A 16,065-nucleotide genomic window follows, 5' to 3' on the forward strand; every position below is an offset into this window, starting at 1 on the left:
CCCCCGAACCACCGCACCTTTCACCAGACTTACGAGAGTCCGCCATGTACGAGCTGTCCCGGGTCCGCCTCTACTCCATCGGTCCCGCCGGTGCGCGCTACGCCGACACCGTGCTGGACCTGCGGGGAGTCGGCGAGCCCGTGCCCGACCCGGCGCCCACGCAGGCGGAGTTCTTCGAGGAGGAGCCGTCCGGTCCGCCGCGCCGGCCCGCGCCCGCGGGCGTGCTGTTCCTGGAGAACGGCGGCGGCAAGTCCGTCCTGCTCAAGCTGATCTTCTCCGTGATGCTGCCGGGCCACCGCAACACCCTCGGCGGTGCCAGCTCCGGCGTGCTGCGCAAGTTCCTGCTCGCCGACGACTGCGGCCATGTGGCCCTGGAGTGGCAGCACGTGCTGACCGGCGAGTGCGTGGTCGTCGGCAAGGTCAGCGAGTGGCGCGGGCGGCAGGTCTCCAGCGACCCGCGCAAGTTCGCCGAGGCCTGGTACTCCTTCCGGCCCGGCCCCGGCCTCAGCCTGGACAGCCTGCCCGTCGCCGAGTCCACCGCCGTCCGGCCGTCCGCCGAGGGCACCTCCGGCGCCCAGGGCCGCCGCCGCACCATGAAGGGCTTCCGCGACGCCCTCATGGAGGCCGGCAAGGCCTACCCGCACCTGGAGGTGCACTGGGAGGAGATCCACGACCGCTGGATCGAGCACCTCGGCGACCTCGGCCTCGACCCTGAACTGTTCCGCTACCAGCGCGAGATGAACGCCGACGAGGGCGAGGCGGCCGGCCTCTTCGCGGTCAAGAAGGACTCCGACTTCACCGACCTGCTGCTGCGCGCGGTCACCGACACCCGCGACACCGACGGCCTCGCCGACCTCGTCAGCGGCTTCGGCAACAAACTCGGCCGGCGCGCCGAGCTGATCGCCGAACGGGACTTCACCGCCGGCTCCGTCGACCTGCTCGGCCGCATCGTGGAGGCAGCCGAAGCGCGGGCACGCGCGCGTGACGTCCACACGGGCGCCGAGCGCCGCACCCGCACGCTGGCCCGTCGGCTGTCCGCGCGAGCCGTGCAGGAGCGGATCCGGGCCGCCGACCTCGCCCAGCGCGTGACGGCCGCCGCGTACGCCGTCACGCACTCCGAGGGCGCCCGCGAGCGCAGCTCCCTCATCGCGGCCGAACTCGCCTACCGGCACGCTTCGCTGGCGCTGGCCGCCGCCGAGAAGTCCGCCGCCGCGCAGAAGCGCGAGCTGGCCGACGCCCGTACCCTGCACTCCGCCTGGCAGGCCGCCGAGGCCGTGCTGCGCCACCGCGCCGCCGCCGACCGCGTCGCGCGCGTCTCCGCAGCCATCCAGGAGGCCGAACGGGACGCGGCGCCCGCGCTCGCCGCCCGCGCCAAGGCCGCCGTGGACCTCGTACGGGCCCTGCACGCCGCCGCGGAGAGCGCCGAGTCCCTCGCCAACGAGGAGGAGGAGCGTTCCGCCGCCCTCCAGGAGGTCAGCGACTCCGCCTACCGGGACTCCACCGCCGCCGCCACCGACGCGCAGCGGGCCCGCAGCGAGGCCGGGCACCTGCGCCAGCGGCTCGCCGAGGTCGAGCAGGAGACCGCCGAGGCCGTCCGCGCGGGCTGGCTGGACGACAGCGCCCCGGACGCCGACCCGGCGCGGGCCGCGCTCGCCGCCAGCGACGCCGAGAAGACCGCCGTCGCCGCCTGGGACGCGGCCCGCGAGGCCGCCCGCAAGGCCACCGAGCACGCGCGCGAGGCGGCCTCCGCCGAGTCCCGCGCGGAACTGACCGCGGCGCGCGCGGCGGACGCGGCGACCGCCGCCGAGCGCGCCCACGAGGCCGAGCGGCGCCTCGCGGAGTCGCTGGCCGCCGAGGAGCGGCTCGCGGAGCTGCTGAGCCTGCCCGGCGCGCCCGGCACGGCACGGGTGCCCGCGCCCCGGACCGAAGGGTCCGACGGCACGCGCGCACCGGCCGCCAACCCCGCCCAGGGCGTTCTCACCCCCGAAGAACTCGACCGCTTCGCCGACGAGTTGCGCGAACTCCTCGACGAGGCCGTGTCGACCGCCGAACGGCACCTGTTCGACCTGCGGACGGCCGCCGCCGACGACGCCCGCATCCTCGGCGCCCTCGGGGACGGCGGACTGCTGCCGCCCGGCCCGGACGTGCTGGCCACCGTCGAGTTCCTCGGCGAGCACGGCATCCCGGCCCTGCCCGGCTGGCGCTACCTCGCGCAGGCCGTCGACCCCGCCGACCACGCGCGCGTGCTCGCCGCCCGCCCCGAACTGGTCGACGGGGTGATCATCACCGACCCGGACACGCACGCGCGGGCCCGCGAGGCCCTCGGTGACGCCGCCCTGCTGCCCCGTTCCGCCGTCGCCGTCGGCACCGCCGCCGCGCTGCTCGCCCCGCCCCCGGCCGCGGGCACCGCCGCCGGTGACGTGTTCCTGGTGCCGCCGAACCCGGCCATGCACGACGAGCACGCCGCCGACGAGGAACGCCAGGCGCTGCGCGCGCGGGCCACCGAACGCGACGAGGAGATCCGCGCCCTCGCCGCCCGCCTCGGCAAGGACCGCGAACTCGCCGCGCGCCTCGCCTCCTGGCGCACCGGCTGCCCCGCCGGGCGCCTCACCGAGCTGGCCCGTGCCGCCGAGGAGGCCCGCGCCTTCGCCCAGGAGGCCGAGGGCGAACTCGCCGAGGCCCGCGCCGCGCGCGCGGAGGCCGACGAAACTGCCGCCGAGGCCGCGCAGATCCGCGACGAACGGCAGGAGGCCGCGCAGAAGGCCCGGCGCGCCGCCGACGCCCTCGCCGGCCTCGCCTTCCGGCTGCGCGAACGCGCCGGCTGGCAGGTGAAACTCCGCGAACTCGCCGACGAGGCCGCCGAGTCCGAGGCCCGCGCCCAGTCCTGCCTGGAACGCGCCCGCGCCGCCGACGAGGACCGCCGCGCCGCCCAGCGCGCCGCCGACGACGCCCGCCGCACCGCGCGCGCCCTGCGCGCCGAGCGCTCGGAGATCGCCGGCGCCCCCGACGACGTACCCGTCGCCGACGACGACGCCCCGAAGGCGTCCCTGCCCGCCCTCCGCGAGGCCTACCGGGCGGCCTCCCAGGTGTACGAGAAGGTCGGCGTCGGCGCCGACCTGCGCGCCGAGCAGGCCCGCGCGGAGAGCGACGAGAGCGCCGCCCGCGCCGAACTGGACCGGCTCAGCAACAAGGTCCGCACCCGCGCCGAGCAGCTGCTCCAGTCGCCCGACGGCTCCGACGGGCCCTCCCGGCAGGCCGCCGCCGCGCGCGCGGAGGAGCTCGTGCAGCTCCTGGAGACCCGGATGTCGACCGCGAGCGAGCAGCTCGGCCGGCTGCGCGGCGAGACGGAGCGGCACGCGCCCGAGGAGGGCGAGGCGCACACCGAGCTGCCCGAGGAACTCGTCCCGCGCGACGCCGAGCACGCCCAGGCGCTGCTGCGCACCGCCACGGGCGAACTCGCCGCCCGCACCGAGGCGCTGGCCGAGGCCCGCGAGGCCCACGCGGAGCTCCTGGACGCCCACCGCGCCGCCGAGGACGCGGCCGGCGGCTTCGACGAGACCGCCGCGATGCTCCGCGACCTGCTGCGCGAACACACTGCTGAGGAGGAGCAGGAGGAGACGGAGCCGTACCCGGGCACCCTGGAGGAGGCCCGGCACTCCGCTGCCGAGGCCCGCCGCTCGCTGCGCGGCTGCGCCGCCGACCTGTCCGCCGCCGAGGCGGCCGTGCGCGAGGCCAGCGACGTCCTGGTCCGGCACGCCAACTCCACGCGCTACGAGCAGGTGCGCACCCCGGCCCGGCAGCAGATCCGCGAACTGCCCGCCTCCGCGCTGCCCGAGCACGCCCAGAAGTGGGCGGACGCGTTCGCGCCCCGGCTGCGGGTCCTGACCGACGAGCTGGCCCAGCTGGAGCGCAACCGCGACTCGATCGTGGACCGGCTGCGCGGACTCGTGGAGTCGGCCCTGGCCACGCTGCGCTCCGCCCAGCGCCTCTCCCGGCTGCCCGAGGGGCTCGGCGAGTGGTCCGGGCAGGAGTTCCTGCGCATCCGCTTCGACGAGCCGGACCAGGCCACGCTGACCGAACGGCTCGGCGAGGTCATCGACGAGGCCACGCGCGCGGCCGTCAAGAAGAACTCAGACCTGCGCCGCGACGGCATGTCCCTGCTGCTGCGGGGCGTCGCGGCGGCCCTGCAGCCGAAGGGCGTGGCCGTCGAGATCCTCAAGCCCGACGCCGTCCTGCGCGCCGAGCGCGTCCCCGTCGGGCAGATGGGCGACGTGTTCTCGGGCGGCCAGCTGCTCACCGCCGCCATCGCCCTGTACTGCACGATGGCCGCGCTGCGCTCGAACGACCGGGGGCGGGACAAGCACCGGCACGCCGGCACGCTGTTCCTGGACAACCCGATCGGCCGCGCCAACGCGACCTACCTGCTGGAGCTCCAGCGGGCCGTCTCCGACGCGCTGGGCGTCCAGCTGCTGTACACCACCGGCCTGTTCGACACGACCGCCCTCGCCGAGTTCCCGCTGGTCATCCGCCTGCGCAACGACGCCGACCTCAGGGCGGGCCTGAAGTACATCAGCGTGGAGGAACACCTCCGGCCCGGACTGCCCCAGCAGCCCCAGGCCGGAGAGACGGTGCGCAGCGAGATCACGGCGACGAGGATGTACAAGAAGCCGGCGTAGTTCTCGGGCCCTCCTCTTTCAAGAGGCGTCCTCCTTCAGGAGATCCGCGCACTTCTCGCCGATCATCATCGTCGTGATGCACGGGTTGACCGCGATCAGATCCGGCATCACCGACCCGTCGGCGACCCGCAGACCCTCGACCCCCTTGACCCGCAGCCGCGCGTCGAGCGGGGCCGAGGGGTCGTCGTCGGCGCCCATCTTCACGGTGCACGACGGGTGGTAGACGGTGTTGTGCGTCTTGTGGATGTAGTCCAGCAGCTCGTCGTCCGTGCGGACCTCCGGCCCGGGCGCCAGCTCGGCGCCCGCCCAGCCGCTCAGCGCCGGCTGCGCGGCGATGCGCCGGGCCAGCTTCAGCCCGTACGTCATCACCCGCACATCGTGCTCGTGCGTGAAGTACCGCGGGTCCACCCTCGGCTTGTCCCGGTAGTCCCGCGTCCGCAGCCGTACCGTGCCGCGTGACTTCGCCTTCGTCACGTTGGGTGTGAGGCAGAACGCGTTCTCCGAGGTCGGGTAGCCCCAGCGCGCGGTGTTCATGTCGAACGGCACCGAGCCGTAGTGGAACATCAGGTCGGGCCGGTCCAGGCCGGGCTCGGTGTCGTAGAAGACGCCCGCCTCCCACCACTGGCTGGACGTGGTGGTCATCGGCTGCTTCGCCTCCCACATGATCACGCCTTCGGGGTGGTCCTGGAGGTTCTCGCCGACGCCGGGGGAGTGCACCACGACCTCGACGCCGACCTCGCGCAGATGCCCGGCCGGGCCGATGCCGGACAGCATCAGCAGCTTCGGGGAGTCGATCGAGCCGCAGGAGACGATCACCTCGCGGCGGGCCCGCACCGTGCGGGTGTGCACCAGGTCGGGGTCCAGGTACTCGGCGCCCACACACCGCCGGCCCTCCAGCACCAGCTTCCTGGCCCGCACCCCGGTGCGGACGTCGAGGTTGGGGCGTTTGCCCAGGACCGGGTGCAGATAGGCCACGGACGAGGACTGGCGGATGTTGTTCTCGTCGGAGTTGATCTGGAACCAGTTGGCCCCGCGCACCACCGTCCTGCCGGTGTTGAACGGGACCGTCGGTATGCCGGCCTGCGCACACGCCTCCAGCAGGGCGGCGCCGCACGGGTCCCCGCCCTTCAGCGTGCGCAGCTTCACCGGGCCGGTGCGGCCGTGGTGGTCGCCGGGCGCGTCGTTGTTCTCCAGCCGCCGGTAGAGCGGGAACAGGTCGGCCGCGCTCCATCCCGTACAGCCCTGGGCCGCCCAGTCGTCCAGGTCCTCCGCGGGCGCCCAGAAGGCGATGCAGGAGTTGTGCGACGAACAGCCGCCCAGCACCTTCGCGCGCGCGTGCCGCATGAAGCTGTTGCCGCTGCTCTGCGGTTCGACCGGGTAGTCCCAGTCGTACCCGGACTCCAGCAGCCCCATCCAGCGCTCCAGCTTCAGGACGTCGTCGTCGCCGACGTCGCTGGGGCCCGCCTCCAGCACGCACACCGTCACCGAGGGGTCCTCGGAGAGCCGGGCGGCCACGACGTTGCCCGCGGTGCCGCCACCGACCACGACGTAGTCGAACTCATCGATGCTCATGTGACCTCCAGGTCGGCGGGAATCGGGGCGGAATCACTCGGCCGCCGGGGCGGCGAGGGGAGCGGTCGGGCCGGCGGCGGTGTCCGGTCGGTGCTCGGCGAGTACGCCGGTGCGGTGCCGCTGGACGCACCAGTAGTAGGTGAAGCCGCCACCCGCGATGACCGCGACGAAGAGGACGGCGCCCCAGCGCAGGTACCAGTGGTACGGCGCGGAGGCGTTGTACACCGAGGCGCGCGGCCAGATCAGGTTCACCGTCATGGCCGCGCCCCACACCACCGCGACGATGTTGACGAGCAGTCCCCAGCGGCCCAGCGAGAACCTGCCCTCGCCCGCGGGCTGCCACTTCCCGCGCAGCCGCGCCACCAGCATCGGCCCGGTGACGCCCAGATAGGCGAGGTAGATCATGACGATGCCGATGCTGGTGACGACGGTGAAGATCTGCGGCTGGCGGATGTTGACCACGAGGATCGCCAGCGCCAGCACGCCGATGATCACGGCCGGCAGGACCGGGGTCTGGAAGCGGGGGCTGACCCGGGCCATCAGCGAGGACGCCGGCAGGTTGTTGTCCCGGGCCATCGCGAACGCCAGCCGGATCGCCGCCGTGTGCACGGCCAGCGCGCAGACCGTGACCGCGATCAGCACGCACCACAGCATCGCCTTGCCGGCCGTCGGGCCGAGCACGTCGAGCACGACGTACTGCAGGCCGTCGGTGGAGAGCTTGTCGCCCTTGAGGCTGGAGACGCTCATGAGCGCCAGCAGCAGGACCAGACCGCCCAGGACGAACGAGGCGACGATCGCCCGGATGATCGCGCGCGGGGCGTTCCGGGAGGGGTCCAGGGACTCCTCGCCGAGCGAGGCGGCGGTGTCGAAGCCGTACATGACGTACGCGGAGGCCAGCGAGGCCACCAGGAAGGCGCCGAGGTAACCCGCTGAGTATCCCGATCCCGTGTGGTTCGTCTGCATGACGACTTGAGGACCACGGGTGATGTGGACGGCGAACAGGATGATCAATACAACGGTCGCGATCAACTCGATGAATACACCCGCTGTGTTGATCGTGGCCATCAGCTTGACACCGAACGCATTGACCAGCGTGGTGAACAGGATCAACACGGTGGCGAGGACGACCGCGTTGGTCGCCACGTCGTACGTGCCCGTGCCGTCCCCCACGAACTGGAACACGGACGAGATCTGCGGCAGCGTCAGCTGGTAGGCCAGCGCGACCGCCGAGATGGACACGATGGACGCGATCAACATCATCCACCCGGCGAGCCAGCCGAGATGAGGATTGCCGATCTTCTTGGACCAGTTGTAGACCGAGCCGGCCACCGGATAGCGGGCGGCCAGTTCGGCGAAGCACAGGGCCACCATGAACTGGCCGACGAACACCATCGGCCACGACCACCAGTAGGCCGGGCCACCGCTGCCGTAGCCGAAGTAGAACAGCTGGAAGGTGCCGGTCAGGATCGAGATGTAGCTGATCCCGGCGGCGAAGGTGTGGAAGGTGCCGAGGGTGCGCTTGAGCTCGGGTCTGTAGCCGAACTCGGCGAGTTCGGCGTCGTCCTGGTGGTGGGGACCTGGCGTTTGTTCGGTGGTCGTCATGAGCGGACTCCTCTGGCTGTCAGTCGAACCAGCCCTGCGGTGCCGGCGCCGTGTTGCGCCAGATGTGTTTCGTCTCGCGGTACTCGGCGAGCCCCGCCGGTCCGAGTTCGCGTCCGAACCCGGACTGCTTGTAACCACCCCACTCGGCCTGCGGCACGTACGGGTGGTAGTCGTTGATCCAGACCGTGCCGAGCCGCAGCCGCCCCGCGACCCGCGCGGCCCTGGCCTCGTCGCCGGTCCAGACGGCGCCCGCGAGGCCGTAGACGGTGTCGTTGGCGAGCCGGACGGCCTCCTCCTCGCCGGTGAACCGTTCGACGGTCAGCACCGGCCCGAAGGACTCCTCCCGGACGACGGACATGGCGCTCGTGCACTCGTCCAGGACGGTCGGCAGGTAGTAGAAGCCCTCGTCGTGGCCGGGGCCGGAGGGCCGGGCCCCGCCACAGCGCAGCACCGCGCCCTCCGCCAGCCCGCGTGCCACATAGGCCTCGACCTTGGCCCGGTGGGCCGCCGAGATCAGCGGCCCGGTCTGTGCCCGCTCGTCGAACGGCCCGCCGAGCCGGATCAGCCGCGCCCGCCGTACGACCTCGTCCACGAACCGGTCGTGCAGCGCGTCCTCGACCAGCAGCCGCGCCCCGGCGGAACACACCTGCCCGGAGTGCAGGAAGACGGCGGTGAGCGCCATGTCGACCGCGGCCTCGAAGCCGGCGTCCGCGAAGACGATGTCGGGGTTCTTCCCGCCGAGTTCGAGCGCGACCTTCTTCACCGTGCCGGCCGCCGCCGCCATCAGCCGGCGGCCGGTCTGCAGACCGCCGGTGAAGGAGACCAGGTCGACGTCCGGGTGGTCGGCGAGCGGGGCGCCCGCCTCCGGACCGGCGCCCAGCACCAGATTGGCCACGCCCGGCGGAAGCCCCGCCTCCGCCAGCAGCCGGACCAGATGGATCGCGGTGTGCGGGGTCAGCTCGCTGGGTTTCAGCACGAAGGTGTTGCCGGCCGCGAGCGCGGGGGCGACCTTCCACGCGGTCTGCAGCAGCGGGTAGTTCCACGGCGTGATCAGGGCACAGACGCCGACCGGCTCGTACACCACCCGGCTGTCCACGTCCGGCCGCCCGGTGTCGATCACCCGGCCGGTCTCGCTCACCACCAGCCGTCCGAAGTAGCGGAAACAGTTGACGACATCGTCGATGTCGTACGCGCTCTCCACCAGCCGCTTGCCCGTGTCCAGGGACTCGGCGCGGGCCAGAGCGTCCTTGTCCCGGGCCAGGAGGTCCGCGACCCGCAGCAGCAGGTCGCCGCGCTCCTCGGCGGGCGTACGCGGCCAGGGACCGGTGTCGAAGGCGCGCCGGGCCGCCGCGACGGCCTCCACGGTGTCCTTGCCACCGGCCTCGTCCACGACCCCGACCAGGGAGCCGTCGGCGGGACAGCGGATCTCCCGCGTGCGCTCGTCCAGGGCGCCCCGCCACTGACCGTCGATGAACAGGTCAGGCATGGGCTTCCCCCAGCCGGTCCAGCAGCCAGGCGTGGAAGATGCCGATGTGGTGCTCGTTCGGGACCAGCACCCCGCCCCGGCGGTACGCGCGCGAGGACATCGCCGGCTGGGTGCGCTCGCACGCCTCGAAGTCCTGGACGTTGACGCGGTGGAACAGCTCCACGGACTTCGACACGTCCGCGCCCGAGGCCACCACCTCCGGCGCGTACAGCCAGTCGCACTCCACCACCGTGCGGTCCTCGGCCAGCGGGAACATGCGGTGCAGGATCACGTGGTCCGGGACGAGGTTGACGAACACGGTCGGCTTGACCGTGATGGCGTAGTAGCGGCGGTCCTGGTCGGCGCTCACCTCCGGCAGCTTGGCGAAGCCCTCGCTGCCGTCCACCGTGAAGCCCCTGATCTCCGTACCGAACTCCGCGCCGTGGCCGACGTAGTACTGGGCCGCGTAGCCGTCCGCGAACTCCGGGAGCACCTCGGTGAGTTCGGGATGGATCGTCGCGCAGTGGTAGCACTCCATGAAGTTCTCGACGATCAGCTTCCAGTTGGCCCGCACGTCATAGGTGACGCGTCTGCCGAGAGCGAGCTTCTCGGTGCCGTAGTGCTCGATGGCGGCGGCGTCGCCGAGCCGCTCCACGGCCGCGTACATCACCGTGTCCTCGAAGGAGGGCGGTTCGCCGGCCAGGCACACCCAGGCGTAGCCGAGCCACTCGCGCAGAGCCACCTTGATCAACCCGTACTCGACGCGGTCGACATCGGGCATCTTGATCAGGTTGGGTGCGGCGATCAACGTGCCGTCAAGGTCGTACGTCCATGCGTGGTACGGGCACTGGAGGCTGCGCCGCACCTCGCCGGACTCCTCGGTGCACAGCCGCGCCCCGCGGTGCCGGCACACGTTGAGGAAGGCACGCAGCTCTCCGGTGCGGGTCCGGGTGATGATGACGTTCTCGCGGCCCACCTGGACCGTGCGGAAGGCGCCCGGCTTGTCCAGGTCGGCGCTGCGGACGGCACAGAACCACATGGACTCGAACAGCTTCTCCTGCTCGCGCCGGAAGACCTCCGGGTCGGTGTAGTAGTGGCCCGGGAGGGTCGCGATGAGGCTCGGGGAAACGGGGCTTGGGGAGATCGGGGTCGTCGTCACGGGCGGGCTCCTCAGGCGGGCGCGGCGGCGGTGGCGGTCGCCCCGCTCGAGCGGAGTCGAGCGGGGGGCCGGGCGGGGTCGAACAGGCCGATGGGATGCGCGGTGGCACCGGTCAGCGCCAGGTCGGCCAGGATCTCGCCGACGACCGGCACGAACTTGAACCCGTGTCCGGAGAAACCGCAGGCCACGGTCACCGACTCGGAATGCGCGGGGTGCCGGGCGATCACGAAGTGCTCGTCCGGGGTGTTGGAGTACATGCAGGTCGCGGCTTTGAGGAAGGCGCCGGGCAGGTCCGGGATGCAGCGGGACATGTGGTCGGCCATGGCCCGGATCTCGTCCTCGTGCACCGTCCGGTCGATGGTCTCCGGGGTCGTCTCCTGCCCCTTGCGGAAGAAGGCGACCTTGGCGCCCAGTTCGGGGCCGTCGATCGCCGGGAACCCGTAGACCTGGACGCCGGCCGCGTCCTCCCAGATGTATACCGGGTGGTTCTCCGGCCGGAACGGCTCGGTGCCGCCCCTCGGCCGGAACCAGTACATGACCTGCCGCTCGATGGTGAACGGCACCCCGAGGTCGGTGAGCAGGTGCGGCGCCCAGGCGCCGGGGCAGATCACCAGCTGCCCGGCCGTGTAGGTGTTCTCGGCCGTGTGCACGCGCACCCCGTCCCGGTACGGCTCCCAGCGCAGCACCGGCTCCTCGAAGTGCAGGTCGGCGCCCTGCCGGGTGGCCAGTTGGAGGTGCGCGGCGACCATGTTCTCGGGCCGCACCAGGCCCGCCTTCGCCTCGTACAGGGCGACTTCGTCGTCGTACGGGTTGAGCGTGGGGAAGCGGCGGCGGATCTCCTTGGCGTCCAGCATCTCGTGGGGCAGGTCCCACTCGGTGGCCGAGCGCAGCGCGCCGGAGACGGTCCGGGATTCCGGCGGGCCGACCATCACGCCACCCGACAGGATCGCGATGTCCCGGCCGGTGGCCCGTTCCAGGTCGTCGTACAGCTCGTAGGCGCGCAGCAGCAGCGGCACGTACGCCGGGTCCTCGAAGTACGACTGCCGGGTGACGCGTGAACCGCCGTGGCTGGAGCCGCGGTTGTGGACCGGGCCGAACTTCTCCAGGCCGAGGACGCGGGCGCCGCGCGCGGACAGGTGGTGGGCGGCGGCGCTGCCCATGCCGCCGAGTCCGATGACGATGACGTCGTAAGACGGTGACACTGGGCGCCTCCTAGCGACGGATGCGGGTCATCTTCGGGTCGAACAGCGGCTCGTCGGCGACGGTCGCCGGGACCTTCTGGCCGACGTACTCGATGTGCACGCCGGTACCGGTGGGCAGCCCGGCCGGCAGCCAGGCGTAGGCGACACAGCGGCCCAGCGTGTAGCCGTACGACGCGCTGGTCACGTAACCGGCCGGGGCGCCGTCGACGTGGACCGGTTCCTTGCCGAGGACCACGGCGGCGGGGTCGTCCAGCAGCAGCGGGGTGAGCCGGCGGGAGGGTTCTGCGGCGCGCCGGAGCGCCGCCTTGCCGACGAAGTCCTCCTTGTCCATGCGGACGGCGAAGCCGAGGCCGGCCTCGAAGGGGGTGTGCTCGTCGGTCATGTCGGCGCCCCAGGCCCGGTAGCCCTTTTCCAGCCGCAGCGAGTTGAAGGCGGAGCGGCCCGCGGCGACCACGCCCAGCTCCTGCCCGGCCTCCCACAGCGTGTCCCAGAGCCGCAGGCCCAGGTCGGCGGTGGTGTACAGCTCCCAGCCCAGCTCGCCGACGTAGCTCAGCCGCATCGCCGTCACCGGCACGTGTCCGAGGTAGGTCTGCTTCGCCCGGAAGTAGCCGAAGCCCTCGTGGGAGAAGTCGTCGCCGGTCAGGGGCTGGACGAGGGCACGGGCGAGGGGCCCCCAGACGCCGATGCAGCAGGTGCCGGAGGTGATGTCGCGGACCTGCACGCCGTCGGGCGCGTGGCGCAGGAGGCGGTCCAGGTCGGCGGGGGAGTTGGCGCCGACCTGGAAGCGGTCCGGGGTGAGCCGGGCGACGGTGAGATCGGAGCGGATGCCTCCGGTCTCGTCGAGGAGCAGGGTGTAGGTGACCGCGCCGGGCTTCTTGCGGAGGTTGTTGGTGGTCATGCGGTCGAGGAAGGCGAGGGCTCCGGGGCCGGTGACCTCCAGGCGGCGCAGCGGGGTCATGTCGTAGAGGGCGACCTTCTCGCGGGTGGCCTTCGCCTCGGCGGCGGCTATGGGCGACCAGTAGCGCGCCGACCAGGCGTCGCGCTCGGGGAGGCCGTCGAGGGCGTCCACGAGCGGGGCGTTCGCCTCGTACCAGTGCGGGCGCTCCCAGCCGGTGCCCTCCAGGAAGAAGGCGCCGAGCTGCTGCTGGCGGGCGTAAAAGGGGCTGACGCGGAGAGGCCGGGGCTGTTCCATCGGCTGGAGGGGGTGCAGGACGTCGTACACCTCGACGAACTGCTGTGAACCGCGTTCACGGACGTACGACGGTGAACGCTGCGCTTCCTCGAATCGGGTGTGGTCGCACTCGTGCACGTCGACGGACGGCCTGCCGTCCACCATCCACTCGGCCACCGCCTTCGCCACCCCGGCGGAGTGGGTCACCCAGACCGCCTCGGCCAACCAGAAGCCCCGCAGCCGCCGGGTCTCCCCGAGCAGCGGCATACCGTCCGGCGTGAAGGAAAAGACCCCGTTGAACCCGGTCTCGGTCCCGGTCTCCCGCAGTGCGGGCAGCAGCCGTCGGCAGTCCTCCCAGCTCGGCGCCCAGTCCCCGGTGGTGAAGGGGTACGAGGACGGCATCTCCATGTCCCGGGCGCGCGCCTCGTCGTACGCCAGGACCGCGAACGGATCCACCGGCATCGGCCGGTGCGCGTACGAGCCGATCCCGATGCGGTCGGTGTGCTCGCGGAAGTACAGGTCGCGGTCCTGGAAGCGGAGGATGGGCCGCGTGGCCTCGGCCGCGGCGCCGCTCAGCTCGGCCAGCGGCCCGGTCCTCGCGTACTGGTGCGCGAGGGGCTGCAGCGGTACGTCGATGCCCGCCATGCGGCCGATCACCGGGCCCCAGAAACCGGCCGCCGAGACGACGTGGTCGGCCGGGAAGGTGCCCCGGTCGGTGACGACCGCGGTGACCCGGCCGTCCTGCTGCTCGATGCCGGTGACCGTGTGCCGGTCCAGGAAGCGGGCGCCGCGCGCGGTGGCGCGGTCCATCTGGACGCGGGCCGCGAGCAGGGCCCGGGCCAGGCCGTCGTCCGGGGTGTGGAAGCCGCCGAGGACCACCGACTCGTCCAGCAGCGGCCACAGTTCCTTGCACCGGGCGGTGCCCACGACCTCGCCGCGGATGCCCCAGGAGGCCGCGTAGCCGGCCCTGCGGTGCAGCTCGGCCAGGCGTTCCGGGGTGGTCGCGAGTTCCAGGCCGCCGACCTGCTCGAAACAGCAGACGCCGTCGGCTTCGAGGGAGCGGAACTTCTCGACGGTGTACCGGGCGAACTCCGAGAGGGTCTTGGACGGGCTGGTCTGGAAGACGAGTCCCGGGGCGTGCGAGGTGGAGCCGCCCGGCGCGGGCAGGGGGCCCTGTTCGAGGACGGTGACGTCCGTCCAGCCGCGGGCGGTCAGTTCGTCGGCCAGGGAGCAGCCGACGATGCCGGCGCCGATGACGATGACACGGGGTCCCTGGGACCCTTCTTCGGGGGTGCTGGACATGCCCCTCCTTGCGGTGGCGGGGACGGCAGGTACGGGGGAACCGCTCAGGCGGTGGGGACGTGCGGCCGCTCGGCGGCGATCGTCGTGTCCGGGCCGTGTCCGGTGTGCACGACGGTGGTGGCCGGCAGGGTCAGCAGCCGTGCGCGCAGGGACGCCTCGATGGTCGGGCGGTCGGAGTAGGAGCGGCCGGTGGCGCCGGGGCCGCCGAGGAAGAGGGTGTCGCCGGTGAAGACGGCGTTCAGGAACGGCGCGTGGAGCGAGCAGCTGCCCCAGGTGTGGCCCGGGGTGTGGATCACGTGGAGTTCGATGCCGGCCACCGTGAGGATTTGGCCGTCGCGCAGCTCGCCGTCCGGCTTGCGGCCGGGGTGGGTGAGCGACCACAGCCCGGTGTCGTCGGGGTGCAGGAGTACGGGTGCGCCGGTCAGGAGGGACAGTGCGGGCGCCGCGTCGATGTGGTCGTCGTGCGCGTGGGTGCAGACGATGGCGGTGACCCGGCGGCCGGCGGTGGCCCGGTGGATCGCCTCGGCGTCGTGGGCGGCGTCGACGACCAGCACTTCCGCGTCGTCGCCGGCCAGCCAGACGTTGTTGTCGACGTCGAAGGTCTCTCCGTCGAGGGTGAACGTGCCCGAGGTGACGACGCGTTCGGCGCGCACGGCCCCGTGGACGCTCACAGGACCACCACCGAGCGCAGCACCTCACCGCGGTGCATCTTGCCGAACGCCTCCTCCACCTGGTCCAGGGCGATCGTCTCCGACACGAACGCGTTGAGGTCGAGCAGGCCGTAGAGGTACTGGTCGATCAGGAACGGGAAGTCCCGGCTCGGCAGGCAGTCGCCGTACCAGGAGGACTTGACGGCGCCGCCGCGCGAGAAGACGTCGATGAGCGGGAGTTCGACCTTCATCTCGGGGGCGGGGACGCCGACCTGGACCAGCAGACCCGCGTGGTCGCGCATGTAGAAGGCCTGCAGGAAGGTTTCGGGGCGGCCGACCGCGTCGATCGCGATGTCCACGCCGTGACCGTCGGTCAGCTCCCGGACCGCCTCCACGGGGTCGGTGCCCCGCGAGTTGACGGTGTGGGTGGCGCCGAACTTTTCCGCCTGGTCCAGCTTCCTGTCGTCGATGTCGACGGCGATCACCTTCATGGCACCGTTCAGGCAGGCGCCCGCGATGGCCGCGTTGCCGACGCCGCCGCAACCGATGACCGCGACCGAGTCGCCCCGGCCGACGTTTCCGGTGTTGACCGCCGCGCCGTAGCCGGCCATCACCCCGCAGCCGATGAGACCGGCCGCCTCGGGCCGTGCGGCGGGATCGATCTTGACCGCCTGGCCCGCCGCGACCAGCGTCTTCTCGGCGAACGCGCCGATGCCGAGCGCGTTGCCGAGCGGGGTGCCGTCCGGCAGCGTCATGGGCTGTGCGGCGTTGCGGGAGTCGAAGCAGTACCAGGGCCGGCCGCGGCGGCAGGAACGGCAGCTGCCGCACGGCGCCCGCCAGGCCAGGACGACGTAGTCGCCGGGCTTCAGATCGGTGACCCCCGGGCCGACCGCCGCGACGGTGCCGGCCGCCTCGTGGCCGAGCAGGAACGGGAAGTCGTCGGTGATCGCGCCCTCCCGGTAGTGGAGGTCCGTGTGGCACACCCCGCAGGCCTGCACGTCGACGAGCACCTCACCGGGACCCGGGTCGGGAACGACGATCGTCCGCACCTCCACGGGTGCGCCCTTCTTCACAGCGACTACGGCACGGACCTCGTGTGGCACGACAAGCTCCTCTGCTGTTGCGCATTGCACGATGAGTTGCGCGATGGGGAACATACTGAGAACGGCGTCACGGGGCCGTCAAGGGGTGCGCGTTAACCCTTGGCAAAAGGAACCTGTGGGGCGAAACCCGTCGGACACACGACGGCGCGGGACCGGGGAGGTG

At 72.5% G+C, this 16,065-nt stretch carries 9 protein-coding genes; 1 reads left to right on the forward strand and 8 read right to left on the reverse strand.

The features are described from left to right. Positions 1–44: 44 nt before the first annotated feature. Complete coding sequence (locus tag ACIP4Y_RS26000) at positions 45–4,676, forward strand: hypothetical protein (protein ID WP_401397819.1); 4,632 nt, start codon at positions 45–47, stop codon at positions 4,674–4,676. An 18-nt stretch (positions 4,677–4,694) separates the two neighbouring features. Here the strand turns inward: ACIP4Y_RS26000 and ACIP4Y_RS26005 are convergent, their stop codons facing one another. Genes ACIP4Y_RS26005 through ACIP4Y_RS26040 form a run of 8 tightly spaced genes read right to left on the reverse strand, consistent with a single transcriptional unit; the run spans position 4,695 to position 15,902 of the window. Further along, on the reverse strand, positions 4,695–6,248 hold the full coding sequence (locus ACIP4Y_RS26005; RefSeq protein WP_401397821.1) for a GMC family oxidoreductase: 1,554 nt from the start codon (positions 6,246–6,248) through the stop codon (positions 4,695–4,697). A 33-nt stretch (positions 6,249–6,281) separates the two neighbouring features. Continuing rightward, complete coding sequence (locus tag ACIP4Y_RS26010) at positions 6,282–7,850, reverse strand: APC family permease (protein WP_401397823.1); 1,569 nt, start codon at positions 7,848–7,850, stop codon at positions 6,282–6,284. A gap of 19 nt (positions 7,851–7,869) precedes the next feature. Then, complete coding sequence (locus tag ACIP4Y_RS26015; protein ID WP_401397825.1) at positions 7,870–9,336, reverse strand: aldehyde dehydrogenase family protein; 1,467 nt, start codon at positions 9,334–9,336, stop codon at positions 7,870–7,872. Further along, positions 9,329–10,474: an aromatic ring-hydroxylating dioxygenase subunit alpha gene (locus ACIP4Y_RS26020; RefSeq protein ID WP_401397827.1), complete on the reverse strand. Its 1,146-nt coding sequence runs from the start codon at positions 10,472–10,474 to the stop codon at positions 9,329–9,331. Before ACIP4Y_RS26020 ends, ACIP4Y_RS26015 begins: the two co-directional genes overlap by 8 nt. 11 nt (positions 10,475–10,485) lie before the next feature. After that, complete coding sequence (gene solA / locus ACIP4Y_RS26025; protein ID WP_401397829.1) at positions 10,486–11,676, reverse strand: N-methyl-L-tryptophan oxidase; 1,191 nt, start codon at positions 11,674–11,676, stop codon at positions 10,486–10,488. A 10-nt stretch (positions 11,677–11,686) separates the two neighbouring features. Continuing rightward, a complete protein-coding gene (locus tag ACIP4Y_RS26030; protein ID WP_401397831.1) occupies positions 11,687–14,149 on the reverse strand; it encodes an FAD-dependent oxidoreductase in 2,463 nt (820 codons plus the stop codon). 44 nt (positions 14,150–14,193) lie between these two features. Beyond that, positions 14,194–14,820 (reverse strand): MBL fold metallo-hydrolase, encoded by a 627-nt coding sequence (locus tag ACIP4Y_RS26035; RefSeq protein WP_401397833.1) that lies wholly within the window; start codon positions 14,818–14,820, stop codon positions 14,194–14,196. Continuing rightward, positions 14,817–15,902 (reverse strand): S-(hydroxymethyl)mycothiol dehydrogenase, encoded by a 1,086-nt coding sequence (locus ACIP4Y_RS26040; protein WP_358647517.1) that lies wholly within the window; start codon positions 15,900–15,902, stop codon positions 14,817–14,819. Before ACIP4Y_RS26040 ends, ACIP4Y_RS26035 begins: the two co-directional genes overlap by 4 nt. Positions 15,903–16,065 lie beyond the last annotated feature (163 nt).

Source organism: Streptomyces sp. NPDC088810, from assembly GCF_044750305.1.
In the GTDB taxonomy this organism is placed as follows: domain Bacteria; phylum Actinomycetota; class Actinomycetes; order Streptomycetales; family Streptomycetaceae; genus Streptomyces.

Excerpts from the sequence above, each read along its gene's own strand:
- ACIP4Y_RS26000 (WP_401397819.1), top strand. The coding sequence starts at position 45 with ATGTACGAGCTGTCCCGGGTCCGCCTCTACTCCATCGGTCCCGCCGGT.
- ACIP4Y_RS26030 (WP_401397831.1), bottom strand. The coding sequence starts at position 14,149 with ATGTCCAGCACCCCCGAAGAAGGGTCCCAGGGACCCCGTGTCATCGTC.
- ACIP4Y_RS26010 (WP_401397823.1), bottom strand. The coding sequence starts at position 7,850 with ATGACGACCACCGAACAAACGCCAGGTCCCCACCACCAGGACGACGCC.
- ACIP4Y_RS26015 (WP_401397825.1), bottom strand. The coding sequence starts at position 9,336 with ATGCCTGACCTGTTCATCGACGGTCAGTGGCGGGGCGCCCTGGACGAG.
- ACIP4Y_RS26005 (WP_401397821.1), bottom strand. The coding sequence starts at position 6,248 with ATGAGCATCGATGAGTTCGACTACGTCGTGGTCGGTGGCGGCACCGCG.